Source organism: Microbispora sp. CA-102843 (assembly GCF_050936215.1).
Lineage (GTDB): Bacteria > Actinomycetota > Actinomycetes > Streptosporangiales > Streptosporangiaceae > Microbispora.
In genome coordinates this window covers 8,416,804-8,440,457 of the sequence record NZ_JBNJNF010000001.1, presented here as the reverse complement: position 1 = coordinate 8,440,457, position 23,654 = coordinate 8,416,804, and the positions used below count along the sequence as shown (strand labels likewise).

Genomic DNA, 23,654 nt, shown 5'->3' with positions numbered 1-23,654 from the left:
AGAGGTGTGCCGTTGAGCAGGATCACGCAGGTCGCCGTCGGGGGAGTCTTACTGTTCGGCGCGCTGGGCTGCACCGCGTCCGCCGAGACCGTCTCCACCGACCCCACGATGACACTGACCCCGGCCCTGCCGACGCCGCTCGTCTCGGTCTCGCGGCAGGACGTGCGGGTGGAGGTCGATCCGAAGCGGATCGTCGGCGGGTCGACCAAGAGCATTCACATCACCGCCAGGTGCCCGCTGCCCCAGGGCGGCACCGAATATCGGGCGACCGCCCGCTCCGAGGCCTTCACCGGGCTCGTCACGCTGGTGGCCCCGGCGTCGCCGTCGGCCACCCCGACCGCGACCGTGCCGATGGTGCGCGGCAGCGCGACCATCAGGGCCGGGGCCAAGGCGGGCGGCTACCGCGTGCAGGTGCGCTGCGAGGCCACCAATGACATCGGCAGCGCGTCGTTCAGGATCGTCGCGCCGGAGCCCGACCACACCGAGGACCACACGAGGATTCCCACCCGGGCGCCGCACGCGGGCGGCGGCGGCACGGCTGCCGGGGGCCCAGAAGACGAGTCCGGCCTGCCGACGGGCGTCACCGTCGTCGTGCTGCTGGCCGCGCTCGGCGTCGGCGTCGGCGTGGCCCGCAGGCGCTCCGGGACCTGACCTTGGCTCTGTCCACCCGGGGGGTGATCATCGCCGGGGTGGTCACCGGGCTCGTGTTCGCCGCGGTCGCCGGCGGCAAGGGGATGACGAACCAGCCCGCCGCCAGATCCTCCGTCGTCCCCAAGCGGATCGACATCCCGGCGCTGCACCTCAAGGCCCCCCTGATGAAGCTCGGCCTGTCCGACGAGGGCGACGTCGAACTGCCGCCGTTCGACAAGCCGTCCACCGCGGGCTGGTACACGGGAAGCGCCGTGCCCGGCGACCCCGGCGCCTCCGTGATCATCGGCCACGTGGACACCAAGACCGCCCCCGCCGTCTTCTACCGGCTGCGCGACCTGCGCGAGGGAGCGGTCGTGAAGGTGGTGCGCAGCGACGGCAAGACCGCCTCCTACCGGGTCGACTCGGTGGAGCGCGTGCCGAAGGACGACTTCCCCGCCGAGCGCGTCTACACCGAGGACGGCCTGCGCCTGATCACCTGCGGCGGGAACTTCGACTGGTCGCGGCACGAGTACCGCGACAACATCATCGTCTACGCCTCCCTGATCCGCGCCGCCTGACGCCGTTGTGCGGCCGCGCGGGCCTGATTCGTCGCGGCGACGAGGACGAACGGCCGGAACCGGCCCTGGTGTGGTCGTCCGCCTCCGCACAGCGACTACGCTTGACCTCCGTGCTTGTCTTGGCCTTCGACACCGCCACTCCCGCCGTCACCGCCGCGCTGCACGACGGCGAGCGTGTGGTGGCAGAGTCGACGACGATCGACGCGCGGCGGCATGGGGAGCTCCTCGCACCCGCCGTCGAGCATGTCCTGCGCGAGTCCGGCGCGACGCTCAAGGACGTCACCGCCATCGTCGCCGGAACCGGCCCCGGGCCGTACACCGGCCTGCGGGTCGGCCTGATGACCGCGACGGCGCTGGCCTTGACCGCCGGTGTGCCGGCGTTCGGGGTGTGCACGCTCGACGCCCTCGCGTACTCCGCGCGGGAGAGCGGGCCGTTCCTCGTCGCGACCGACGCGCGCCGCAAGGAGGTCTTCTGGGCGCGGTACGGCGACCCGCGCACGCGGCTCGACGGGCCGCGCGTGGACCGGCCGCACGACCTGCCCGGGGAGCTGCCCGTGATCGGCGCGGGCGGCGCCATGTACGCCGACGTCATCGGCGCCGACCGGGTGCGCGGTCCCGAACATCCCTCGGCGGGAGCGCTCGCTGCCCTGGCGGCCGAGCACCTCGCGACGCTGAGCGAGGAGGAGGCGGCGCAGATCGCCCGCGTGCCCGAGGGACGCGTGGACTCGGTCGAGAAGGCGCGGGAGCTGGCCGTGCTCGGCCCGCCGCGGCCGATCTACCTGCGGCGTCCCGACGCGCAGGTGCCCGGGGCGCCGAAGCGGGTGACGGCGTGATCCTCCGCTGGGGCACGCCGTGAGGCAGGCCGAGGTCGTGCTGCGCCAGATGACCCACGAGGATCTGCCCGTGGTGATGGACATCGAGCGGACCACGTTCCCCGCGGACGCCTGGAGCGAGGCCATGATGCGTGGCGAGCTGGCCGACCAGCCGCGCACCCGGCACTACGTCGTCGCCGAGGTGGGCGACCGCGTCGTGGGGTACGCCGGCCTGGCGGCCGCGGGCGACCAGGCCGACGTCCAGACGATCGCGGTCCTCGCCGATCACCGGCGTGCTGGCATCGGGACCGCACTGTTGGACGCGCTGCTGACCGAGGCCGTACGGCGCGGCGCGGTCTCGGTGTTCCTGGAGGTGCGCGCCGACAACCCGCCCGCGCAGGCGATGTACGAGCGGTTCGGCTTCCGGCGGCTCGGCCTGCGTCGGCGCTACTACGACGACGGGACCGACGCCGTCACCATGGTGAAGGACCTCGGTCCACGACACGAAGATATGGGGGGCGGCCATGAGCAGGCATGACGAGCCGATCGTGCTGGGGATCGAGACGTCCTGCGACGAGACGGGCGTAGGCATCGTCCGCGGCCACACGCTGCTGGCCAACACCATCGCCTCCAGCATGGACGAGCACGCCCGCTTCGGCGGCGTGGTGCCGGAGGTGGCCTCGCGGGCCCACCTGGAGGCGATGACGCCCACGGTTGAGAGCGCGCTGGCCGCCGCCGGGCTGCGCTTCTCCGACATCGACGCGGTGGCCGTCACCGCGGGCCCGGGTCTCGCGGGTGCGCTGCTCGTCGGCGTGGCCGCCGCCAAGGCGTACGCGCTGGGGCTCGGCGTCCCGCTCTACGGGGTCAACCACCTCGCCGCGCACGTCGCCGTGGACCAGCTGGAGCACGGCCCGCTGCCCAAGCCCGCGATCGCGCTGCTGGTGTCCGGAGGACACTCCTCGCTGCTCCTGGTGCCCGATGTGGCGCAGGACGTGATCTCGCTGGGATCCACCGTGGACGACGCGGCCGGGGAGGCGTTCGACAAGGTGGCCCGGGTGCTCGGCCTGCCGTTCCCGGGCGGGCCGTACATCGACCGGGCCGCCCGCGAGGGCTCGGGCACGGCGGTGGCGTTCCCGCGCGGCAAGTACGACGACGGGACCCTCGACTTCTCCTTCTCCGGCCTGAAGACGGCCGTGGCAAGGTGGGTGGAGGCCCGCGAGGCGGCGGGCGAGGCGGTGCCCGTGGCCGACGTCGCCGCGTCCTTTCAGGAGGCGGTCGTGGACGTGCTCACCCGCAAGGCCCTGCAGGCGTGCGCCCGCTACGACGTGAAGGACCTGCTGATCGGGGGCGGCGTGGCCGCCAACTCCCGGCTGCGGGCCATGGCCCAGGAGCGCTGCGACGCGGCCGGGGTGCGCCTGCGGGTGCCGCGGCCCGGCCTGTGCACCGACAACGGCGCGATGGTGGCGGCGCTCGGCGCGGACCTGGTGGCGGCGGGCGTGAACCCCTCCACCCTGGAGATCCCGGCCGACTCGTCGCTTCCGATCACCGTCGTCAACGTCTGATCGCCGCCCCGCTCGCCTCCGGTGTCCATCGCGACGACAGGAGCGGCGGGGGCGGCTCTCAGTCGGCGTGGCCGCGCGCGGGGCGCAGGAGGACCTCGGCGAGTGCCAGCATGGTCTCCTCCAGCGCGGCGAGCCGCCGGGCCACGTCGCCCCGGGCCGGTTCCATCGCGCGGGTGACCGCGTCCGAGACGGTCTCGGCGATCTGCTCACGGTCCGGTTTGCTGCGCACCGCGTCCGCGAGGGGCACGACGGCCCCCGCCGCCAGGGTGAGGTCGGCGTTCATGCCCGCGATGGTGGTGCTCATCTCGTCCACGCCGGCGGCGACGTCCCCGACGTCGGCGCTCAGCGCGGTCACCCTGGCGTCCATGCCCTCGACGGCGTGACCGAGACCGGCCACGGTGCCGCGCAGTTCTCCGATGCCGAGATCGGCGGGCAGGCTCCCGACGCGCTCGCCGACCGTCTCGACGCCGCTCTCCACCGCCTCGATCCGGCCCGCGACCGCGTCCAGCCGTTCGACGACGACGGCCTCCAGCCGCTCGGTGCGCTCGGTGAGCGCGGCGAGGGTCTTGTCGATCCGGGTGAACCGCCCGGCGGCGGCCTCCATGCTCCCCTGGAACTTGCCGAGCCGGTGCGCGAAGTCCGTCATCCGGTCGGCGAGGCCCTGGGTCCGGCCGCCGACCTCGTCCACGTGGTCGCGCAGCAGCTCCATGTGCTGGGCCAGCCCCTCCGCCCAGGTGGGCGGCCTGACCGCCATGTCGTCGAGCCGCTGGCTGATCCCCTCGAGCGCCGCGCCGAGGCCGCCCAACTCGCGCTCGCGCACCTCGCGCAGGAGCCACTCCATGCCCTCCAGTCGCTGGCGGATCTCGTCGAGCACGGCGCCCTGCGTCCGCTGCTCGTAGACGTGGTCCTGGGCCGCCCGGGCGAGCAGTTCGCGCATCCGGTCGGAGATGGCGGTCTGGCTGCCCGCCTGGAGGAGGTTGTGGCTGGAATGCTCCACCGAGAATGCTCCTTCACTCGCCGAAACATCGGTTCGGCCCGGTCTCGCGCAGATGAACGAACAGGCGGCACGCCCGACGGCCAACTTTAGGCCCTGCCCCGCGGCCATCAGGCGTGGAATGAGAAAGGCGGTAATTGCCGGTGAATTGTTTCGGTTTCACCCGTTCGTGCTGGTCACGGGCCGGCAGAGCAGGGCGAACGGCCGTTCCTCGATGCGGGTGAGCACGATCACGGCGGAATCGTCGCCGGAAAGCCGCAGATCCTTGCGCAGCCGTTCGACGTCGACGGCGGAACCGCGCTTCTTGATGGTGACCGCGCCGACGCGTCGTTCGCGCAGCACCGCTCTGAGCCGTTTGAGCGAGAACGGCATGACGTCGGTCACCTCGTAGCAGGGCGCCCATTCCGTGCGTACGAGACGGTCGCTCGTGATGTAGGCGATGCGCGGATCGAGGAGGCGGCCCGACACGAGGGCGGCGACCTCGGCGACCAGGTGGGCGCGCACCGCGGCGCCGTCGGGCTCGTAGAGATAGCGGCTCACCGGCCCGGTCTCCGCCTCCGCGCCGGACGCCGTGAGCGTGGCCCCGGACGGCAGCAGGGTGGCGCGCCGGCCGCCCGGCCCCATCCCGGTCCAGATCGCCGCCTCCTTCACCTCGCCGCGGTACGACACCCACTCGGCCTCGGCGCCCTCCGGGATGAACTCGTACGGGATGCCGGGGGCCACCTTCAGGCAGGCCGCCGGGGCGCGGGCCACCAGATCGAGCACCACGGGCCATGTGGGGGAGTACGCCATCGGGTCGAAGGTCCGTCCCCTCGCCCCCCTTCTGGCGGGGTCGGCGAACAGCAGGCCGTATCCGCCGGGGTCGGCCAGCGCGGCGTCGCCCGTGCGGACGTCGACCAGGGAGGACAGGCCGAGCGCCGCCGCGTTGGCGCGGGCGACCTCCACGGTCAGCGGGTCGAGGTCAACGGCGTCCACCGGGCAGCCCGCCCTCGCCAGCGCGAGGAGGTCTCCGCCGATCCCGCAGCAGACGTCCAGCACGGCAGGGCCGCCGGTGGCCTGGATTCTGGTGGCCTGGATTCTGGTGGCGCGGTGTGCGGCGACCTCGGGGCGCGTGGCCTGCTCCAGCCCGTGCGGGGTGAAGTACATGACCGCGGCGTCAGGGCCGAACTTGGCCTCGGCCCGCCGTCGCAGCGCCGCCTGCGTGAGCGCCGCCGCCGCCAGGTCCGGCGGATGGCCCCGGCGCAACGCGCTCGCGGCGGCCACCGGGTCGGCGCCGTCGGCGAGTATCTTCACGGCCTCGTCCAGGGCCCCGCGCCCCACGGGCGTGAGCAGCATGCGGAAGGCGTCCAGGTCCACGCCCGCGACGCTACCGCCTGCCCGGCGCGCGCGTCGGCCGTGCGGTCAGCAGGAGCCGACGTCGCCGAGCGAGGTGAGCAGCTTGCAGAGCAGTCCGGACAGCTGGGCCCGGTCCTCGTCGGTGAGGCCGGACAGCAGCCGCTCCTCGTTGGCCACGTGACCCTCCAGCAGCGCGTCGACCACCGCCCGGCCCTCGTCGGTGAGAGTGATCAGGACCATGCGGCGGTTGGAGGGCGCGACCTCCCGGTGCACCAGGCCCCGGGCGACGAGGCGGTCCACCCGGTTGGTGAGCGCCGCGGAACTGACCATCGCGGCCGTGGCGAGGTCGCTCATGCAGAGCCGGTGATCGGGGTTGGACCGGAAGAGAGTCGCGAGCACGTCGAACTCCCACGGCTCCAGGTCGTGCCCGGAGAAGTACTCCTTGATGCCCTTCTCCAGCAGCCGGGACGCGCGGGAGATCCGCCCGGCCACCCCCATCGCCGAGCAGTCCACGTCCGGACGCGCCCGGGCCCACTGGCCGAGGATCTGGTCGACGGCGTCGTTGCCGGGGGCGTCGTTGTCGACGGTGCCGTTCGTGAGGGTGTCGTTCGTGAGGGTGTCGTTCATGGCGCGCGCGGCCTGGGTCCTCCTCGCCGCTCCTCCTCCACCGGTCATCGTAACCGACACTTCGACGTTGAAATGTGAGCCGGAGGTGCGATACCTTCTGCGCCAACAGTAAAGCATCGAAGTGTTCGAGGTGGAAGAGATGAAGGTACTGGTGCTCGGCGCGACGGGATACATCGGCTCCGCGCTGGCGGAGCGCCTCGCCGAACGCGGCCACGAGGTGGTCGCGCTCGTCCGGCCGAAGGCCCGCGACACCGCCCTACCGGGTGAGGTGCGCCACGGCGACCTCCACCAACCCGAGACGCTCAAGAAGGCGGTGACGCCGGACATCGACGTCGTCGTGCACGCCGCCAACCCCGTCGGCGACGAGGAGGTGGACGTCGCGGCGATCGAGGCGCTGGCCGGCGCGCGGCTCGTCTACACCAGCGGCGTCTGGGTTCTCGGCACCACGACCGAGGCGGCGGGCGAGGACGCGCCGGTGAACCCCATCACGGCCTCCCGCTACCGTCCGCGGGTGGAGCGGCTCGTGCTGGACGCGGGCGGCGTCGTCGTCAGGCCCGGCGTCGTGTACGGCCGGGGCGCCGGGATTCCCACGGTGCTCGCCGCCCCCGGGCAGGGGGACGGCCGGTACGTCCACGCGGGCGGCCCGGTGCCGACCTGGGCGACCGTGCACGTCGACGACCTGGCGGACCTGCTCGTGCTCGCGATCGAGAAGGCGGCGCCGGGGAGCCTCTTCCACGCCGTCGCCGAGGAGGCGGTGAGCGTCGCCGAGGTGGCGGCGGCCGCGGGCCGTACGGGGAAGGCCGTGCCGTGGCCGATCGACGAGGCGAGCGAGGTGCTCGGCCGCCCGTTCGCCGAGGGCCTGGCCCTGAGCCAGGTGGTGAGCGGCGACCTCGCCAGGAAGGTCCTCGACTGGCAGCCGAGCCGCCCCGGCATCGTCGACGACGTCCGCTCCGGCTCGTACGCCTCCCGCGCCTGACCGTCCCGCGGGGGATGCGGGGCAGGGCCGGCCCCATGACGTCGAAGTCCGGATCCCGCCCGTGCGGGGTCCGGGCCAAGCGTCCTTCAAGCCCCGCACATGATCATTGCCAAGAGCGCCCCAAGTCCGGCTCTCTAGCGTCGTCGGCACAAGCACAGCACGACGAACGAGGAGAGACGAGCATGCGCAGGATCACGCGAACGGGTGCGATCGCGGCGGTGGCCGCCACGCTGGTGGGTTTCGGTGGCCCGGCGCTGGCCGAGACGACCACGGTGGTGACGAACGCGACCTCCGTCATCCCGGAGGGCACGGCCCGTCTGGCGGTGCAGTGCCCCTCGACGCAGCCGTATCCGGTCATGCTCCGGGTCTCGTCCTCCACCAAGGACTCCTACGACTCCCAGAATCTGAACTACAAGGACATCGTCGTCAACGGGCGTGAGGTGAAGGTGACGTTCACCAACTCCCAGTCGAAGAAGGACCCGCACTCGTACGCCATACCGGTGAGGATCGAGGTGCTCTGCTCGAACGAGCCGCACGTGGCTCCGACCGGCCTGGAGCTCGAACAGCGCGCCGTCATGGCGCCGGGCCAGGACGGTCTGGTCACCGTGAGCTGCCCGCCCAGCCACCCGCATGTCACGCGTCAGGAGGAGCGGCACCCCGCCGGGGTCGACGTCCTCGACGTCCAGCAGGACGGGCCGTCGTACTCCGTCCGGTACCAGAACACGGACTTCCTGGCTCCCGCCTGGGCCACCCTCTACATCACCTGTTCCGCGTAGTCACCCGCTCGCCCCCCCGGGAAGGGGCGACGGTGACGCCGGCGCGGCGGACGGCTGAACTGCCGGTCTCGGGCGCGTTGCCGCCAGATGCGTCTGACCTGCGATGCCGGTTCGTGTTGACTGTCACGCGCCACTTGCATACTGTTTCGTGTTGGCACTCTCCCATCGAGAGTGCCAATAGCGACGAGACAGGTCTGACACCCGCGACGGCAGGCCGCTGGTCGCCTCTTCAGCTCATTCATCGCAATCTGAAGGGGAGGTCCGATCGTGACGACCGCCACCAAGGTTCCCGTTAAGCCGCTTGGCGACCGCATCGTGGTCCAGCCGCTTGAGGCCGAGCAGACCACCGCCTCCGGCCTGGTCATCCCGGACACCGCCAAGGAGAAGCCGCAGGAGGGCCGCGTCCTCGCTGTGGGCCCGGGCAACTGGGACGAGGACGGCGAGAAGCGCATTCCGCTCGACGTCAAGGAGGGCGACGTCGTCCTCTACAGCAAGTACGGCGGCACCGAGGTCAAGTACGGCGGCGAGGAGTACCTGGTGCTCTCGGCCCGCGACGTGCTCGCCATCATCGAGAAGTAGGCCGCGCCGGCTTGTGGAGCCCCGGGACCACGTGCCCGGGGCTCCGCGCGCTCACAAGGAGACCTGAATGCCGAAGATCCTGGAGTTCGAAGAGGACGCGCGGCGCGCTCTCGAGCGTGGTGTGAACGCTCTCGCCGACGCTGTCAAGGTGACCCTCGGCCCCCGTGGCCGCAACGTCGTCATCGACAAGAAGTTCGGTGCCCCGACGATCACGAACGACGGTGTGACCATCGCTCGCGAGGTCGAGCTGGACAAGCCGTACGAGAACCTGGGCGCCCAGCTCGCCAAGGAAGTGGCGACCAAGACCAACGACATCGCGGGCGACGGCACCACCACCGCGACCGTCCTGGCCCAGGCCATGGTCCGCGAGGGCCTGCGCAACGTGGCCGCCGGCGCGCAGCCGCTGGGGCTCAAGCGCGGCATCGACAAGGCCGCCCAGGCCGTCAGCGAGCGGCTGCTCGGCAGCGCCCGCCACGTCGAGGACAAGAAGGAGATCGCCAACGTCGCGACGATCTCCGCGCAGGACGCGAAGATCGGCGGCCTGATCGCCGAGGCGTTCGACAAGGTGGGCAAGGACGGTGTCATCACCGTCGAGGAGTCCAACGCGATGGGCCTGGAGCTGGAGTTCACCGAGGGCCTCCAGTTCGACAAGGGCTACCTGTCGCACTACATGGTGACCGACCCCGACCGGATGGAAGCGGTCCTCGAGGACCCCTACATCCTCATCACCCAGGGCAAGATCTCCTCCATCGCGGACTTCCTGCCGCTGCTGGAGAAGGTCGCCCAGAGCAAGCGCCAGCTGCTGGTCATCGCCGAGGACGTCGAGGGCGAGGCCCTGGCCGTCCTGGTCACCAACAAGATCCGCGGCACCTTCACCTCGGTGGCCGTCAAGGCCCCCGGCTTCGGCGACCGCCGCAAGGCCATGCTGCAGGACATCGCCATCCTCACCGGCGGCCAGGTCGTCAGCGAGGAGGTCGGCCTCAAGCTGGAGCACGTCGGCCTCGAGGTGCTCGGCACGGCCCGCCGCGTCGTGGTCAACAAGGACACCACCACGCTCGTGGACGGCGCCGGCGACGCCCAGGCGATCGAGGACCGCGTCCGCGAGATCAAGGTGGCGATCGAGCAGTCCGACTCCGACTGGGACCGTGAGAAGCTCCAGGAGCGTCTCGCGAAGCTGTCCGGCGGTGTGTGCGTGCTGCGTGTCGGTGCCGCCACCGAGGTGGAGCTGAAGGAGAAGAAGCACCGCCTCGAGGACGCGATCTCCGCGACCCGCGCCGCGATCGAGGAGGGCATCGTCTCCGGCGGTGGCTCCGCGCTCGTGCACGTGTCCAAGGAGCTCGACGACCTGGGCCTGACCGGCGACGAGGCCACCGGTGTCTCGATCGTCCGCAAGGCGCTGATCGAGCCCGCCCGCTGGATCGCCGAGAACGCGGGCATGGAGGGCTACGTCGTCACCACCAAGATCGCCGCGATGAACGCCGGTGAGGGCCTCAACGCCGCCACCGGCGAGTACGGCGACCTGGTGGGCCAGGGCGTCATCGACCCCGTCAAGGTGACCCGCTCGGCCGTGCAGAACGCCGCGTCCATCGCCGGCATGCTGCTCACCACCGAGGCCCTCGTCGTGGACAAGCCCGAGGAGGAGGCTCCGGCCGCCGGCGGCGGTCACGGCCACGGCCACGGTCACGGCCACTGATCCCGCGCCTTCCGCGCATCGCGCCCCGCGCCCGCCCGCAAGGGTGGACCGCGGGGCGCACCGCTTTTCCGTCCCTGCCCGTTCCGCACCCGGGACCGGCCGTCTGGGACGAAGCCGGGCCGCGGGCAATGCGAACGACCCGCATGCTTCTTTTTCCCTGTCAAGGCGTCAGGTGTATATCTCTCGTTTTGGGCATTCCGGTTGGAATGTTCCAACGGCCGAGTGATCAGGTGATTACGGAACGTTATCGACGCGTCAATGTGACCAATCCGTAGCCGATAACCATGACGACATGAACGATCGCGACGGGCATCATGCCTAACGTGACCGAGGGATGCGTCGCCGACGCCGCAACTGGGGTAAGGCTTGCGACGAGATCGGATGAGTCCGACCTCAGGGAACTGACCAGCCTTGCCGTACAAGGAGATCGCACCGCGATCGAATCACTGCTGGGACATCTGCGCCCGATGGTGGTCCGGTACTGCAGGGCTCGACTGGGCAGGGTGTCCGGTCAGTACCACATCGCCGACGACGTGGCCCAGGAGGTGTGCATCGCGGTGCTGTCGGCGCTGCCGCGCTACCGCGACATGGGCCGCCCGTTCGCCTCGTTCGTCTTCGGCATCGCCTCCCACAAGGTGGCCGACGCGCTGCGCAGTTCGGTCCGCTCGGCCGTGCCGACGCAGGACCTGCCGGACGGGCCCGACGAGGGCCCGGGGCCGGAGGAGACGGTGGTGCGCTACATCGAGGCGCAGCACGCCAGGGACCTGCTCTCCCGGCTTCCGGACACCCAGCGCGAGCTCCTCATTCTGCGGGTGGTCTCGGGCCTGTCCGCCGAGGAGACGGGTAATGTACTCGGCATGTCTCCAGGTGCCGTCCGGGTCGCGCAGCATCGTGCGCTCGCCAGGCTCCGGCAGCTGGCCGAGCTGGAGTCGATTGCGTGACCACGAAACGTCGTCGTACGGCACGCCACCTCGGGTCGTACGGCGATGCCGACGTGGAGGGCGACGTAATGCGGACGGACGCCGTCCTCGACGCGCTCGCCCGCCGCGATCCGGTCGGCGGCACTGACGCCGCCGTCCGGTTGCTCGGCGTGCTCGTGGCCGACGTCGACAGTCAGCGGCTCTCCTCCGTGTCGATCACGCCGTCCACGTAGCCCCGGGCGTACTCCCAGCTGACGTAGTCGGCCGGGTCGGGCTGGTAGGCCGGCTCGTGGACCTGCGGCCGGCCGTTGTCGATCATCTGGCGCAGGTTGCCGCGCAGCAGGTCCCAGTCGAAGTAGTGCTGTTCGCCGCACTCCGGGCAGTCGAGGACCAGTCCGAGCACGCCCTGGGGTTCGAGCAGGGAACGGAAGACCTCTACGTCGGCGAGATCGGTCAGCGCCTCGTCGCGCTCGGCGAGCGTCAGCGGCTCCACGTCGTCGGGCGCTCCAAGCTCCGCCGTGGGGTCGTTGGGGTCATCCGCGAACGGGTCGCGGGGGACGTCTTCCAGCACGCATCCCACCTTATGACCACGGCCCCCTCCACGAGCGAAAGTGCGCCCCATCAGCTCGGCGGGCCGCGGCCCGGACACGGGCTCACAGCCAGCCGCGGCGAGCGGCCTCCACCCCGGCGTGGAAGCGGGACTGGGCCCCCAGCTCCGATATCGCCTCGGCGAACCTGGCCCGCACCGTGCGTACGGAGACCCCGAGGTGGCGGGCGATGGCGTCGTCGGACAGGCCGTGCGCGGCCAGCCGCAGCACCTGCAGCGCGTTGTTGTGCGGGGAGATCGGCGCGGCCCTGGCCCACAGCTCCTCGAACAGCGCCCGCAGCGCCCCTGCCGCCACCGGGGCGTGGACCAGGTAGCAGTTGTAGGAGTGCTCCGGCAGCGGGACGCCCCACTCGGCGGGCAGCCCGGCGGTGCCGTCGCCGAGCGCGAAGAACCAGCTCGGCACCGCGTCGAGGGCGCGCAGCCCCGCGCCCGCCGCCGAGAACCGCGCGCACACCTCTCGCATGGCGGGCGCGGACACGGCGTCGAGCGCGACGACCATGCGCGGGCGCAGGATGCCGTCCGCGGCGGCCTGGATCCACTGGCCGCCGTAACCGTCCGCGAACCGGGTCATGGTCCGGCGGTCCGGCACGGCCATGACCAGCTCGGCGGGCGGCGCCTGCAGCGCGAGCCCGATCACGCTCTCGCAGAGCTCGTCCGCGCCGCTCACCGGCTCCACCGTGAACCGCCCGCTGCGCCAGTCGCGGCCCGCGTCGTAGTGATGGGTCAGGCGTCCCGCCGCCGCGAGCACCTCGTCGATCTGGCGGGTCTCCCGGGCCATGCGGTCCAGCCTCTCCGCCACCAGCCGCCCGATCGCCGCGGCCGGATGCCGGGCGAGGAACTCCCCCTGCCGCCGGTTCACCGCGCCGAGCCGTACGAGCCCGTCCAGGGCGTCGAGCACGTCCTCGGCGGGCCGGTCGACCGCCTCCGCCAGTTCGGTCAGCGTGGCGCGGTGCAGCCGCAGCATGGCCGTGTAGAGGGCCGCCTGGTCGGGGGAGAGGCCGAGGCTTTCGAACGGGTCGGCCTGGGAGGCGGCGTTGCGCGTCGTACTCATGCTCGCTCCGTCGGTGGTCGCACTGGTCGCACAGCGCCGACGGCGCCGCACCGGTCGCGGCGTGCTGGTCGCGGCGTGCTGGTCGCATTGGGCGCACTGATCCACTGGCTCACTGGTCTCTGGGCGAAAACGTTTCCCGGCGTCCGGTGCACCGACTTCCGCCTCATCCCCGCCTCGCTTCGGGTCGCGAGAATAGCTCGGATTTTCCGCGCTGTCCGTCCCGTTCACACATTTGGCACGGCTGAGCGTGGCGGCCTTTGTATGGATGTGATGGTTCGCATTTGTTTCGGTCGCAGTTTCGAGAGACAGGAAATGCATCTTTGTGCAGTTGCACGTTACGCCATTGCGCGTGGACGCTGCGTGACGCATTCTTGACCCAGCGTTAGCCGGGAACGCCCCGTCTGCCGGGCGCGGAGGGGGGCTCGACGGGCGTGGCGGGCACGACGCGGGGAAGTGGGGGGACCGGAAGCCGGTCCCCCCACTTTTTGTGCTGTCCCCCTTGACAGGCCTGCGGAATGCGGTTTGGGGCGGCCACTAGACTGACCTCGGGTCTGGCGAGGGACCCACGCGCGAGGGACCCACAGCGCAGGAGGGTGCAGCAGATGGCCAAGTTCACCGAACCGGGACTCACGTTCGACGACGTGCTCCTTGTTCCCGCCTATTCGGACCTGCAGCCGGGGGACGCCGACACGACGACCCGGCTGTCCCGCACCATCACGCTGCGCATGCCGCTGGTGTCGGCCGCGATGGACACGGTCACCGAGGCGCGTATGGCGGTCGCCATGGCGCGACAGGGCGGCATCGGCATCCTGCACCGCAACCTCTCGATCGAGGAGCAGGCGCAGCAGGTGGACCTGGTCAAGCGGTCGGAGGCGGGGATGGTGACCAACCCCGTCACCTGCTCTCCCGAGGACACCCTCGCCGACGTCGAGCGGCTGTGCGCGACCTACCGCATCTCCGGGGTCCCGGTCACCGACGCGGACGGCGTGCTCGTGGGCATCGTCACCAACCGCGACATGCGGTTCGAGAGCGACCAGAGCAGGGCCGTGCGCGACGTCATGACCCCGATGCCGCTGGTGACGGCGCCGGTGGGTGTCGACCGCGACGAGGCGTTCCGGCTGCTGCGGCAGAACAAGGTCGAGAAGCTCCCGCTCGTGGACGAGGCCGGCCGCCTGCAGGGTCTCATCACGGTCAAGGACTTCACCAAGAGCGAGCAGTACCCGATCGCGACCAAGGACGCCGACGGCCGCCTGATGGTCGGCGCGGCGGTCGGCGTCGCGGGCGACGCCGAGGAGCGCGCCATGACGCTGATCGAGGCGGGCGTGGACGTCATCATCGTCGACACCGCGCACGGGCACTCGCGCGGCGTGTGCGACATGATCGCCAAGATCAAGGCCAACGGCCGGGTGGACGTCATCGGTGGCAACGTCGCCACCCGCGCGGGCGCGCAGGCGCTGGTCGACGCGGGCGCCGACGCGGTCAAGGTGGGTGTCGGGCCCGGCTCCATCTGCACCACCCGGGTCGTCGCGGGCGTGGGCGCCCCACAGCTCACCGCCATCTACGAGGCCGCGCTGGCGTGCGGCCCGGCTGGCATCCCGGTCATCGGCGACGGCGGCCTGCAGTACTCGGGCGACATCGCCAAGGCGCTGGCCGCCGGGGCCGACACGGTCATGCTCGGCTCCCTGCTGGCCGGCTGCGAGGAGTCGCCCGGCGAGCTGATCTTCATCAACGGCAAGCAGTTCAAGTCGTACCGCGGCATGGGATCGCTGGGCGCGGTGCGCAACCGCGAGCGGGGCGGCGCGTCGTTCAGCAAGGACAGGTACGCGCAGGCCGACGTGTCCGGGGAGGACAAGTACATCCCCGAGGGCATCGAGGGCCAGGTGCCCTACCGCGGCCCGGTCGCGGCGGTGGCCCACCAGCTGGTCGGCGGACTGCGGCAGGGCATGTGGTACACCGGCTCCCGGACGATCCAGGAGCTGCACGAGAAGGCGCAGCTCATGCCGATCACCGCGGCCGGGCTCAAGGAGAGCCACCCGCATGACATCCAGATGACGGTCGAGGCTCCGAACTACCACGGGCGCTAGCTCGTACCGGAAGAAACGGAAAGAACAGGCGATATGACACAGGTGGAGATCGGGCGCGGCAAGAGCGGACGGCGTGCCTACGTGCTGGACGAGATCGGCATCGTGCCCTCCCGGCGCACCCGTGACCCGGAGGAGGTGTCGATCTCCTGGCAGATCGATGCCTACCGGTTCGACTCTCCGCTCGTGGCGAGCCCGATGGACAGCGTCGTGTCGCCGCGGACGGCCATCGAGATCGGGCGCCTGGGCGGCCTCGGCGTGCTCGACCTCGAAGGGCTGTGGACCCGCTACGAGGACCCGGCGCCGCTGCTGGAGGAGGTCGCCGCCCTCGACCAGGCCGCCGCGACCAGGCGGCTGCAGGAGATCTACACCGCGCCGATCAAGGACGAGCTGATCGGCCGGCGCATCGAGGAGATCCGCGCGGCCGGCGTCACGACCGCCGTACGGCTGTCGCCGCAGCGCACCGTGCAGCACCACAAGGCCGTGATCGACGCGGGCGTGGACATCTTCGTGATCCGCGGCACGACGGTCTCCGCCGAGCACGTGTCGGGCCGGGCCGAGCCGCTCAACCTCAAGCAGTTCATCTACGAGCTCGACGTCCCGGTGATCGTGGGCGGCTGCGCGACGTACACGGCGGCGCTGCACCTCATGCGGACCGGCGCGGCCGGCGTGCTGGTCGGTTTCGGCGGCGGCGCCTCGCACACCACCCGCAACGTGCTGGGCGTGGTCGTGCCGATGGCCACCGCGATCTCCGACGTGGCCGCGGCCCGCCGCGACTACATGGACGAGTCGGGCGGCCGCTACGTCCACGTCATCGCCGACGGCGGCATGGGCGGCTCCGGCGACATCGCCAAGGCGATCGCCTGCGGCGCCGACGCCGTCATGGTGGGCTCGCCGCTCGCGAGGGCCGCCGAGGCCCCCGGCCACGGGTTCCACTGGGGCTCTGAGGCCCACCACCCCGAGCTGCCGCGCGGCAAGCGGGTCGAGTTCGGCACGATCGGCACGCTGCGGGAGATCCTGCACGGCCCGTCGTCGCTGGCCGACGGCTCGATGAACCTGCTCGGCGCGCTGCGCCGCACGATGGCCACCGCCGGCTACTCCGACCTCAAGGAGTTCCAGCGCGTCGAGGTGGTCGTCGCCCCGCCGCAGCGCTGAGCCGTCGCCAGGGAGGGCCGGGCCGCCACGCCCGGCCCTTGGCTTCTCCTCAGGTCGGTCAGGGGTGGCGGACCCAGGCGCCGCGCTTCATCACGCCGCCGACGCGCAGGTCGTCGTCCAGCACCACGAGATCGGCGTACTTGCCGACTGTGATCGAGCCGATCTCGCCGTCCAGGCCGAGGACGCGGGCGGGGGTGAGCGAGGCCATCAGCGCGGCGTCCACGAGCGAGCGCCCGACCTCCCGCACGGTGCGGCGGAAGGCCACGTCCATCGTGAGCGTGCTGCCGGCGATCGAGCCGCCTCCTGGGGTGTCGGAGGCGAGCCGGGCCACCCCGTCCACGACCTCGACGGTCATCGGGCCGAGCGGGTAGCGCCCGTCGCCCATGCCCGCCGCCGCCATCGCGTCGGTGATCAGCGCCGTACGGCCCGCGCTCGCGGCGTGCATGGCCAGGCGCAGCATCGCCGGGTGGACGTGGACGCCGTCGTTGATCAGTTCGACGGTCACCCGCTCGTCCTGGAGCAGGGCGGCGATCGGCCCCGGCGCGCGGTGACCCAGCGACGGCATCGCGTTGTAGAGGTGGGTGGCCACGGTCGCCCCGGCGTCGATCCCCTCGATCGTCTGCTCGTAGGTCGCGTCGCTGTGGCCCAGCGCGGCGACGACGCCCTCGGCGGCGGCGTCCCTGATCACGTCGAGCGCGTTCGGCAGTTCGGGCGCGATCGTCAGCATCCGGACGTGGCCCCGCCCGGCCTTCACCAGCGCCCGGAACTCCGCCACGTCGGGCTCGCGCAGCAGGGTGGGCTCGTGCGCGCCGCAGCGCGACCTGGCGATGTACGGCCCCTCGAAGTGGATGCCGGCGATCAGGCCCTGCTCGCACAGGTCGGCGAGCGCGGATGCCGCCCGCGCGAGCGTGTCGGGCGCGGCGGTGACCAGGCTGGCCATGAGGGTGGTCGAGCCCAGGCTCAGGTGGAAGCCGGCGACCGCGGCCGCGGTCTCCGGGTCGCCGTCGGGGAAGCTCCCGCCGGCGCCGCCGTGGCTGTGGATGTCGACGAACCCGGGGACGACGGTGCGCCCGCCCAGGCCGAGCCCGTCGCGCGGGGCCTGCCCGCGCCCGATGTGGGTGATCCTGCCGTCCTCGATGGTGAGCCAGCCGTCGTGGACGCCGTCGGGAGTGACGACGCGGGCATCGGAGAGAGTCACGCTCATGCCGCCATCCTTCCGCGTACGGCGACCGCCCGCCGCGCCGGGGTTCCGAGGCGATGGGCCGCCGATCAGCCGCCGGCCGGAGCGGGCGCGAGAAGGGCGCGTACGTGCGCGGGCACGAGGGACGTCTCCCGCCGGAGCAGGGCGATGAAGGCCGCGGCCAGGGGATCGGGCCGGCCGCGCGTGTAGGCCGCCATGACGCGCTCCACCGGCGGCCGGGGCCACAGCACGCGCCCGTCGAAGTGGGGCGGGATGACGTTGGCGGGCACCAGCGCGGGGCCGAGCCCGGCGGCGGCGAGGACGGGCGCGGTCGCGGTCTGCTCGGTGCGCACCGCGGCGCACGGATGGAATCCGGCGGCGGCGCAGGCCTGGTCGAGGATGTCGCCGAGCCCGTTGCCCGGGGCGAAGTGTACCCATTCGCGGTCGGCCAGCAGGGCGAGGTCCACGCCGCCCTCCGTGTCCTCGATCGTGTCGTCGCCGGGCAGCACGAGGAGGAACGGCTCGGTGCCGATCGGGGTGACCTGGCCGTCCCAGTCCGGCGGAGGCGGGCCGATGGCGAGGTCGGCCTGACCGGCGAGCATCGCCTCGTGCAGCCGGTCGGCGTGGGAGTGCTCGAACAGCGTGATCCGCACGTGGGGATGCGAGCGCCGCCAGGCCCGCAGCGCGGGCGGAAGCACCCCGAGGCTTACCGAGTAGAGCGTCGCGACCTGGAGCTCTCCCATCTCCAGACCGCCGGCCTGCCGGGCGGCGCACCGGGCCCGGTCGGCGTCGGCCAGCGCGGCGCGGGCATGCGGGAGCATCGCGCGGCCCATCGGGGTGAGCCGTACGGCGCGGGGCAGGCGTTCGAGCAGGGCGCCGCCGAGGTCGCGTTCGAGCGCACGCACCTGGTGTGACAGGGCGGGCTGCGACACGTGCAGGATCTCGGCGGCCCGGGTGAACGATCCCTCGTCCACGATCGTGACCAGGTATTCCAGCTGCCGCAGGCTTGCCATGAACTCACCTTATCGAGACGGTGAAAAACATGTCTTGGACTAATCACAGGTGCTCGGCACAGCATTGATCCATGAGCACGGACAACAAGGTCGCCCTCGTCGTCGGGGCCAACGGCGTCATCGGCCGCAACCTGATCGACCACCTGGTGGAGCTCGGAGACTGGGAGGTGATCGGCCTGTCCCGCCGGGGCGGGCGCGACACCGGCAGCGTCCGGCACATCGCCGTGGACCTGCTCGACCCGCGGGACTGCCGCGAGCGGCTGCGCGGTCTCGACCGCGTCACCCACGTTTTCTACGCCGCCTACCAGGATCGGCCGACCTGGGCCGAGCTGGTCCCGCCCAACCTCGCCATGCTGGTCAACGTCGTCGAGGCGGTGGAGGCCGCCGCGCCCGGCCTGCGCCACGTCAGCCTGATGCAGGGCTACAAGGTGTACGGCGCGCACCTCGGGCCGTTCAAGACGCCCGCGCGGGAGAGCGACCCGCACCACATGCCGCCCGAGTTCAACGTGGACCAGCAGAACTTCCTCGAAGAACGCCAGAAGGGCAAGGCGTGGACCTGGTCCGCGCTGCGTCCCTCGGTCGTGTGCGGCTTCGCCCTGGGTAACCCGATGAACCTCGCGATGGTGATCGCGGTGTACGCGGCGATCTCCAAGGAGCTCGGGCTGCCGCTGCGGTTCCCCGGCAAGCCGGGGGCCTACCGCACGCTGCTGGAGATGACCGACGCGACGCTGCTGGCCAAGGCGACGGTGTGGGCGGCGACCAGTGAGGCGTGCGCCAACCAGGCGTTCAACATCAACAACGGCGACCTGTTCCGGTGGGAGGAGATGTGGCCGGAGATCGCCCGGTTCTTCGACCTGGAGGTCGCGCCGCCCCTGCCGATGTCGCTGGAGGTCGTCATGGCCGACAAGGAGCCGCTGTGGGACGCGATGGTCGAGCGGCACGGCCTGGCCAAGCACTCCTACCAGGAGGTGTCGTCCTGGCGCTTCGGTGACTTCGTCTTCTCCTGGGACTACGACTTCATCGCCGACGGCTCCAAGGCGCGGCGGTTCGGCTTCCACGAGTTCGTCGACACCCGGCGGATGTTCCTGGACGTCTTCGCGGACTTCCGCCGCCGCCGGATCATCCCCTGAGCGGCCGGCCCCGCCCATCCGGGCGGCCGGGGCGCGACTCCTCAGGATTGCTCACCGACATTTCCGGAGATCCTTGGGAAAGGCGGCGGAAAAGATGGATTCCCGGGTAGCTACTCGCGGGTAGATTTGCTCGGCACAGGCGAAAGCGGTACAGAAGGAGCCCTATGACGGCGAGGATGGGGACGGCGCGGCTCGGCCCGGCAGAACGTACCGCAGCGCTGGCGCGGATGGAGGCGCAGGAACTCGACGTGGTCGTGATCGGCGGCGGCGTGGTCGGCGCCGGCGTCGCGCTCGACGCCGTGACCCGCGGGCTCTCGGTGGGCCTGGTGGAGGCGCGCGACTTCGCCTCCGGCACGTCGTCCCGGTCGTCCAAGCTGATCCACGGCGGGCTGCGCTATCTGGAGCAGCTCAACTTCGACCTCGTCAGGGAGGCCCTGCGGGAGCGGTCGCTGCTGCTCAAGCGGATCGCGCCGCACCTGGTCAGGCCGGTGCCGTTCCTGTTCCCGCTCACGCACACGGGCTGGGAGCGGCCGTACCTCGGGGCGGGGCTCGTGCTCTACGACACGCTCGGGCTGTCCTTCGGCCTCACCCGGGGCGTGCCGGGGCACCGCCACCTGACCCGCGGCCAGGCGCTGCGGGTCGCCCCCTCGCTGCGCAGGTCGGCGTTCACCGGCGCCGTGCAGTACTGGGACGCCCAGGTCGACGACGCCCGCTTCGTGATGACCACGCTGCGCACCGCCGCGACGTACGGCGCGCACGTCGCCTCCCGGGTGCAGGCGGTCGGCTTCCTGAGGGAAGGGGAGCGGGTCACCGGGGTGCGCGTGTGCGACCTGGAGACCGGCGCCGAGCTGGACGTGCGGGCCCGCCAGGTCGTCAACGCGACCGGCGTGTGGACCGACGACATCCAGCAGCTCGCCGGAGGCCGGGGGCAGATCCACGTGCGGGCGTCCAAGGGCATCCACCTGGTGGTGCCGCGCGACCGCATCCACTCGCTCAGCGGGATCATCATGCGCACCGAGAAGTCGGTGCTGTTCGTCATCCCCTGGGGCCGGCACTGGATCATCGGGACCACCGACACCCGCTGGAACCTCGACAAGGCCCACCCCGCGGCCTCGCGGGCGGACATCGACTACCTGCTCGACCGGGTCAACTCCGTGCTCTCGGTGCCGCTGACCAGGGACGACGTCGAGGGCGTGTACGCCGGGCTGCGGCCGCTGCTGGCCGGGGAGTCAGAGGAGACCTCCAAGCTCTCGCGCGAGCACGTCGTCACCCACCCCGTGCCGGGGCTGGTCATGGTGGCGGGCGGGAAGTTCACGACCTACCGGGTCATGGCGGCCGACGCCGTGGACGCGGTCGCGCACGGCCTCGACCAGCGTGTGCCGCCGTCCTGCACCGACCAGGTGCCGCTCGCGGGCGCGGAGGGCTACCAGGCCCTGTGGAACTCCCGCCACCGCATGGCGCGCTCCTCCGGGCTGCACGTGGCCCGGATCGAGCACCTGCTGGAGCGGTACGGCTCGCTGATCGACGAGGTGCTGGCGCTCGTCGAGGAGGACCCCTCGCTGGGCCGGCCCCTCGACGGCGCGGACGACTACCTGCGCGCGGAGATCGTGTACGCGGCGACGCACGAGGGCGCCGGGCACCTCAACGACGCGCTGACCCGGCGCACCCGCATCTCGATCGAGACCTTCCACCGGGGCACCGCGGTCGCCCAGGAGGCCGCCGAGCTCATGGCCGGCCCGCTCGGCTGGGACGCCGATCAGGTCAAGCGCGAGGTCGAGTACTACACCAAGCGGGTCGAGGCGGAGCGGGCCTCCCAGGAGCAGGACACCGATCAGGAGGCCGACGCGATCCGCCTCGGCGCGCCGGAGATCGTCCCCGTCGCGCCCCCGCGCGACCTCGCGAAGGCGGGCGGAGACGCGGGCTGACCCGTCAGGCGAAGGGGATCCACGCCCGGTCGGCCAGCGTGGCGGCGTCGCTGACCTTGAGGCCGGTGTCGGACACCGTCCACAGGTCGTCGCCGATGACGAGGGAACGCCGGATGCCCGGGTCGGCGGGGGCGAAGTCGCTCTTGGCCTGCTGGCGGGGGTGGGTCACGAGACCCAGCTTGGTGATCTCGCGGTCGCCGACGCGCAGCGCGAGGGCCGCGCTGCCCGCGATCCCGCCGTCGGCCCAGTTCTGGAGCGGGAGCACGGCCAGCCCGGTGGCGGGCCAGTAGAGGAAGGCGTGCGGGTCCCACTCGGCCTCCGAGCCGGACTCCTTCTGCTGGAACCGCGACAGCACCGCGGGCGCGGTCGGGTCGGAGACGTCGAACAGCGAGATCTGCGTGCCGAGCACCCGGCCCTTCTCGCTCGCCTCCTGGCCGATGCCGATGAGCCGCCCCTCGCCCGCCGGGTGGAGATAGGCGGAGAAGCCGGTGATCTTCAGCTCGCCGGTGACCTTCGGCGCGGCCGGATCCCGCAGGTCCAGCGTGTAGAGGGGGTCGGTCTGGCGGAACGTCACCACGTAGCCGAGGCCGTCCATGAACCGCACCGAGTAGATCCGCTCGCCCCTGCCGAGGCCCGTGACCGAGCCGGTCTGGGCGAGCGTGCCGGCGTCGAGCACGTACACGCCGCTCTCGCTCGTGCCCGGGCTCGCGCCGAACACCTCGGCGCCGCTGGTCGTCGCCACCCGCAGATGACCGTCGTACTCCGACAGGGAGTACTGGTTCAGCAGCCGTCCCGGCACCGATCCCGACGTGACGTAACGCGGGGCGCCGGGGGCGGAGACGTCGAAGCGGTGCACCTCCGTGCGCTCGGGCGGCGCTTCCGGCGTGGGCGCGGCGGCCGATGAATCGGGCAGCGGCACCACGTCGATCGGGCGCGCCGCCCACCAGCGGGGATTGCTGGCGACGTAGAGGCTGCCCGCCGTTCCGTACACGGTGTCGCCGTCGGCCGCGACCGCGATCGGGGTGAGCGCGCCGAACGGCGTTGCCGCGGCCAGGTCGATCGTGTGGATGGTCAGCATCGAGGTGCCGGTGAACTGGTCCGGGTGGCTGACCCGGTCGCAGCCGACCCGCTCGGTGCGGCTCGTGCCGCCGGACTCGACCTCGTACGACGGCAGCCACGCGTCGGCGGGGGCGGACAGCACGGCCTTGCGGTTGCCTTCGAGCAGTTCCTTCTCCGGCTCCTCGTCCTTCGGCGTCGGGAAGGCGATCTCCGGCTGGGACCGGACGACGAGCCGCACCGTGGAGCCGACCTGCCGGGCGTCGATGTGCTGCCCGTTCACGGTCATCGCGCCGAGGACGCGCGGCTCGCCGGACAGGTCCACGAGCACGTACCTCGGGCCGCCGGGACCGACCCGGGTCTTGGCCATCGCCCCGAACGGGACGATCCCGCCGCCCTCGAACAGCACGAGCGCGCGGTCGCCGTGGACCAGCAGGTCGGCCTGGGCCCACGACTGGTCCTCGGCGACGAGTCGCAGCGTCCCGGTGACCTTGCGCGTCTTCGCGTCCACGACGCGCAGCACGCCCCTGGTGACCGTGATCACCCGGTCGCCGTCGGTCTTGACCAGATCGGGCTCGTCCACGCCCGCCTCGTGCGTGTTCGTGGTCGAGTACGACTGCTCGGGCGTCGCCTGCTTGGCCGAGGCGACGTCGGAGCGGGCCGCGAAGAGCATGGCGTCCCCGAAGCCCCAGGGCGTCACGTTCCGCGCGGCCGCCTGCCGCAGCCCCTCCGTCATCTCGTCGCAGTCGGAGTACGCGACGAGCCGCACCTTGCCGGTCAGGTCCGTGGGAGGGGGCGGGAAGTCCTGTGTCGTACGGCCACCCGCACAGCCCGTGGCTCCCGTGGCCAGCAGCGCGGCGAGAATGCCCGCCGTACGAATCGATGTCCTCATGCCCCAAAGACGGATCACGTACCGGCCCGGTTCGACGGCCGCGGCCGATTGGCGCTCCGGCATTACTTACCGGTAGCCATGA

23 protein-coding genes are annotated in these 23,654 nt (G+C 71.9%); 15 read left to right on the top strand and 8 right to left on the bottom strand.

Going from position 1 to position 23,654, the window contains the following annotated elements; genetic code table 11:
• Positions 1–12 precede the first annotated feature (12 nt).
• From ACQEVJ_RS38855 to tsaD, 5 genes are all read left to right on the top strand, one after another.
• Positions 13–651 carry a hypothetical protein gene (locus ACQEVJ_RS38855; protein ID WP_433109688.1) on the top strand — a complete coding sequence of 213 codons (639 nt, stop codon included), beginning with the start codon at positions 13–15 and terminating at the stop codon, positions 649–651.
• A gap of 2 nt (positions 652–653) precedes the next feature.
• Positions 654–1,208: a class F sortase gene (locus ACQEVJ_RS38850; protein ID WP_433109687.1), complete on the top strand. Its 555-nt coding sequence runs from the start codon at positions 654–656 to the stop codon at positions 1,206–1,208.
• A 110-nt stretch (positions 1,209–1,318) separates the two neighbouring features.
• On the top strand, positions 1,319–2,041 hold the full coding sequence (gene tsaB, locus ACQEVJ_RS38845; RefSeq protein ID WP_433109686.1) for a tRNA (adenosine(37)-N6)-threonylcarbamoyltransferase complex dimerization subunit type 1 TsaB: 723 nt from the start codon (positions 1,319–1,321) through the stop codon (positions 2,039–2,041).
• A 19-nt stretch (positions 2,042–2,060) separates the two neighbouring features.
• Positions 2,061–2,558, top strand: coding sequence for a ribosomal protein S18-alanine N-acetyltransferase (rimI, locus tag ACQEVJ_RS38840; protein ID WP_433109685.1), 498 nt, complete (start codon positions 2,061–2,063; stop codon positions 2,556–2,558).
• Positions 2,545–3,582, top strand: a complete 1,038-nt coding sequence (gene tsaD, locus ACQEVJ_RS38835; protein WP_433109684.1) for a tRNA (adenosine(37)-N6)-threonylcarbamoyltransferase complex transferase subunit TsaD — start codon at positions 2,545–2,547, stop codon at positions 3,580–3,582. Before rimI ends, tsaD begins: the two co-directional genes overlap by 14 nt.
• Positions 3,583–3,640: 58 nt before the next feature.
• On the opposite strand, the gene ACQEVJ_RS38830 is transcribed toward tsaD, so the two are convergent.
• The 3 genes from ACQEVJ_RS38830 to ACQEVJ_RS38820 all read right to left on the bottom strand — a co-directional run bounded on the left by ACQEVJ_RS38830 (position 3,641) and on the right by ACQEVJ_RS38820 (position 6,538).
• A complete protein-coding gene (locus ACQEVJ_RS38830) occupies positions 3,641–4,579 on the bottom strand; it encodes a hypothetical protein (RefSeq protein ID WP_433109683.1) in 939 nt (312 codons plus the stop codon).
• Positions 4,580–4,735: 156 nt separating this feature from the next.
• Positions 4,736–5,932: a class I SAM-dependent methyltransferase gene (locus ACQEVJ_RS38825; RefSeq protein WP_433109682.1), complete on the bottom strand. Its 1,197-nt coding sequence runs from the start codon at positions 5,930–5,932 to the stop codon at positions 4,736–4,738.
• A gap of 45 nt (positions 5,933–5,977) precedes the next feature.
• On the bottom strand, positions 5,978–6,538 hold the full coding sequence (locus tag ACQEVJ_RS38820; RefSeq protein WP_433109681.1) for a MarR family winged helix-turn-helix transcriptional regulator: 561 nt from the start codon (positions 6,536–6,538) through the stop codon (positions 5,978–5,980).
• 139 nt (positions 6,539–6,677) lie between these two features.
• Here ACQEVJ_RS38820 and ACQEVJ_RS38815 point away from each other — a divergent pair, with 139 nt between their 5' ends.
• From ACQEVJ_RS38815 to ACQEVJ_RS38790, 6 genes are all read left to right on the top strand, one after another.
• Positions 6,678–7,514, top strand: a complete 837-nt coding sequence (locus ACQEVJ_RS38815; RefSeq protein ID WP_433109680.1) for an NAD-dependent epimerase/dehydratase family protein — start codon at positions 6,678–6,680, stop codon at positions 7,512–7,514.
• 182 nt (positions 7,515–7,696) lie between these two features.
• Positions 7,697–8,290: a hypothetical protein gene (locus ACQEVJ_RS38810; protein WP_433109679.1), complete on the top strand. Its 594-nt coding sequence runs from the start codon at positions 7,697–7,699 to the stop codon at positions 8,288–8,290.
• Between the two features lie 267 nt (positions 8,291–8,557).
• On the top strand, positions 8,558–8,869 hold the full coding sequence (groES, locus tag ACQEVJ_RS38805) for a co-chaperone GroES (RefSeq protein ID WP_030508383.1): 312 nt from the start codon (positions 8,558–8,560) through the stop codon (positions 8,867–8,869).
• Positions 8,870–8,936: 67 nt separating this feature from the next.
• Entirely contained in the window at positions 8,937–10,562 is a 1,626-nt protein-coding gene (groL, locus tag ACQEVJ_RS38800) for a chaperonin GroEL (protein ID WP_433109678.1), read from the top strand.
• A gap of 314 nt (positions 10,563–10,876) precedes the next feature.
• The gene (locus tag ACQEVJ_RS38795) at positions 10,877–11,503 is read left to right on the top strand and encodes a sigma-70 family RNA polymerase sigma factor (protein WP_169985453.1); all 627 of its coding nucleotides are present in this window, start codon (positions 10,877–10,879) and stop codon (positions 11,501–11,503) included.
• Positions 11,500–11,715 (top strand): hypothetical protein, encoded by a 216-nt coding sequence (locus tag ACQEVJ_RS38790; RefSeq protein WP_433109677.1) that lies wholly within the window; start codon positions 11,500–11,502, stop codon positions 11,713–11,715. Before ACQEVJ_RS38795 ends, ACQEVJ_RS38790 begins: the two co-directional genes overlap by 4 nt.
• Here the strand turns inward: ACQEVJ_RS38790 and ACQEVJ_RS38785 are convergent.
• Positions 11,676–12,053 carry a DUF5319 domain-containing protein gene (locus ACQEVJ_RS38785; protein WP_363420278.1) on the bottom strand — a complete coding sequence of 126 codons (378 nt, stop codon included), beginning with the start codon at positions 12,051–12,053 and terminating at the stop codon, positions 11,676–11,678. The genes ACQEVJ_RS38790 and ACQEVJ_RS38785 overlap by 40 nt on opposite strands.
• 82 nt (positions 12,054–12,135) lie before the next feature.
• Positions 12,136–13,140, bottom strand: coding sequence for a helix-turn-helix domain-containing protein (locus tag ACQEVJ_RS38780; protein WP_433109676.1), 1,005 nt, complete (start codon positions 13,138–13,140; stop codon positions 12,136–12,138).
• 602 nt (positions 13,141–13,742) lie between these two features.
• On the opposite strand from ACQEVJ_RS38780, the gene guaB reads away from it, so the two are divergent.
• Complete coding sequence (gene guaB, locus ACQEVJ_RS38775; RefSeq protein ID WP_433109675.1) at positions 13,743–15,224, top strand: IMP dehydrogenase; 1,482 nt, start codon at positions 13,743–13,745, stop codon at positions 15,222–15,224.
• 33 nt (positions 15,225–15,257) lie between these two features.
• Entirely contained in the window at positions 15,258–16,376 is a 1,119-nt protein-coding gene (locus tag ACQEVJ_RS38770; RefSeq protein WP_433109674.1) for a GuaB3 family IMP dehydrogenase-related protein, read from the top strand.
• A 58-nt stretch (positions 16,377–16,434) separates the two neighbouring features.
• On the opposite strand, the gene nagA is transcribed toward ACQEVJ_RS38770, so the two are convergent.
• A complete protein-coding gene (nagA, locus tag ACQEVJ_RS38765; RefSeq protein ID WP_433109673.1) occupies positions 16,435–17,580 on the bottom strand; it encodes an N-acetylglucosamine-6-phosphate deacetylase in 1,146 nt (381 codons plus the stop codon).
• A gap of 65 nt (positions 17,581–17,645) precedes the next feature.
• Complete coding sequence (locus ACQEVJ_RS38760) at positions 17,646–18,569, bottom strand: LysR family transcriptional regulator (protein ID WP_433109672.1); 924 nt, start codon at positions 18,567–18,569, stop codon at positions 17,646–17,648.
• A gap of 71 nt (positions 18,570–18,640) precedes the next feature.
• Here ACQEVJ_RS38760 and ACQEVJ_RS38755 point away from each other — a divergent pair, with 71 nt between their 5' ends.
• Entirely contained in the window at positions 18,641–19,699 is a 1,059-nt protein-coding gene (locus tag ACQEVJ_RS38755) for an SDR family oxidoreductase (RefSeq protein ID WP_433109671.1), read from the top strand.
• A 164-nt stretch (positions 19,700–19,863) separates the two neighbouring features.
• A complete protein-coding gene (locus ACQEVJ_RS38750; protein WP_433109670.1) occupies positions 19,864–21,624 on the top strand; it encodes a glycerol-3-phosphate dehydrogenase/oxidase in 1,761 nt (586 codons plus the stop codon).
• Positions 21,625–21,628: 4 nt separating this feature from the next.
• On the opposite strand, the gene ACQEVJ_RS38745 is transcribed toward ACQEVJ_RS38750, so the two are convergent.
• A complete protein-coding gene (locus tag ACQEVJ_RS38745) occupies positions 21,629–23,572 on the bottom strand; it encodes a beta-propeller domain-containing protein (protein ID WP_433109669.1) in 1,944 nt (647 codons plus the stop codon).
• Positions 23,573–23,654 lie beyond the last annotated feature (82 nt).

Coding starts and splice junctions, on each gene's coding strand:
- tsaD (WP_433109684.1), top strand. CDS start 2,545: ATGAGCAGGCATGACGAGCCGATCGTGCTGGGGATCGAGACGTCCTGC.
- ACQEVJ_RS38820 (WP_433109681.1), bottom strand. CDS start 6,538: ATGAACGACACCCTCACGAACGACACCCTCACGAACGGCACCGTCGAC.
- ACQEVJ_RS38815 (WP_433109680.1), top strand. CDS start 6,678: ATGAAGGTACTGGTGCTCGGCGCGACGGGATACATCGGCTCCGCGCTG.
- ACQEVJ_RS38810 (WP_433109679.1), top strand. CDS start 7,697: ATGCGCAGGATCACGCGAACGGGTGCGATCGCGGCGGTGGCCGCCACG.
- groL (WP_433109678.1), top strand. CDS start 8,937: ATGCCGAAGATCCTGGAGTTCGAAGAGGACGCGCGGCGCGCTCTCGAG.
- ACQEVJ_RS38795 (WP_169985453.1), top strand. CDS start 10,877: ATGCCTAACGTGACCGAGGGATGCGTCGCCGACGCCGCAACTGGGGTA.
- ACQEVJ_RS38780 (WP_433109676.1), bottom strand. CDS start 13,140: ATGAGTACGACGCGCAACGCCGCCTCCCAGGCCGACCCGTTCGAAAGC.
- guaB (WP_433109675.1), top strand. CDS start 13,743: ATGGCCAAGTTCACCGAACCGGGACTCACGTTCGACGACGTGCTCCTT.
- ACQEVJ_RS38770 (WP_433109674.1), top strand. CDS start 15,258: ATGACACAGGTGGAGATCGGGCGCGGCAAGAGCGGACGGCGTGCCTAC.
- nagA (WP_433109673.1), bottom strand. CDS start 17,580: ATGAGCGTGACTCTCTCCGATGCCCGCGTCGTCACTCCCGACGGCGTC.
- ACQEVJ_RS38760 (WP_433109672.1), bottom strand. CDS start 18,569: ATGGCAAGCCTGCGGCAGCTGGAATACCTGGTCACGATCGTGGACGAG.
- ACQEVJ_RS38755 (WP_433109671.1), top strand. CDS start 18,641: ATGAGCACGGACAACAAGGTCGCCCTCGTCGTCGGGGCCAACGGCGTC.
- ACQEVJ_RS38750 (WP_433109670.1), top strand. CDS start 19,864: ATGACGGCGAGGATGGGGACGGCGCGGCTCGGCCCGGCAGAACGTACC.
- ACQEVJ_RS38745 (WP_433109669.1), bottom strand. CDS start 23,572: ATGAGGACATCGATTCGTACGGCGGGCATTCTCGCCGCGCTGCTGGCC.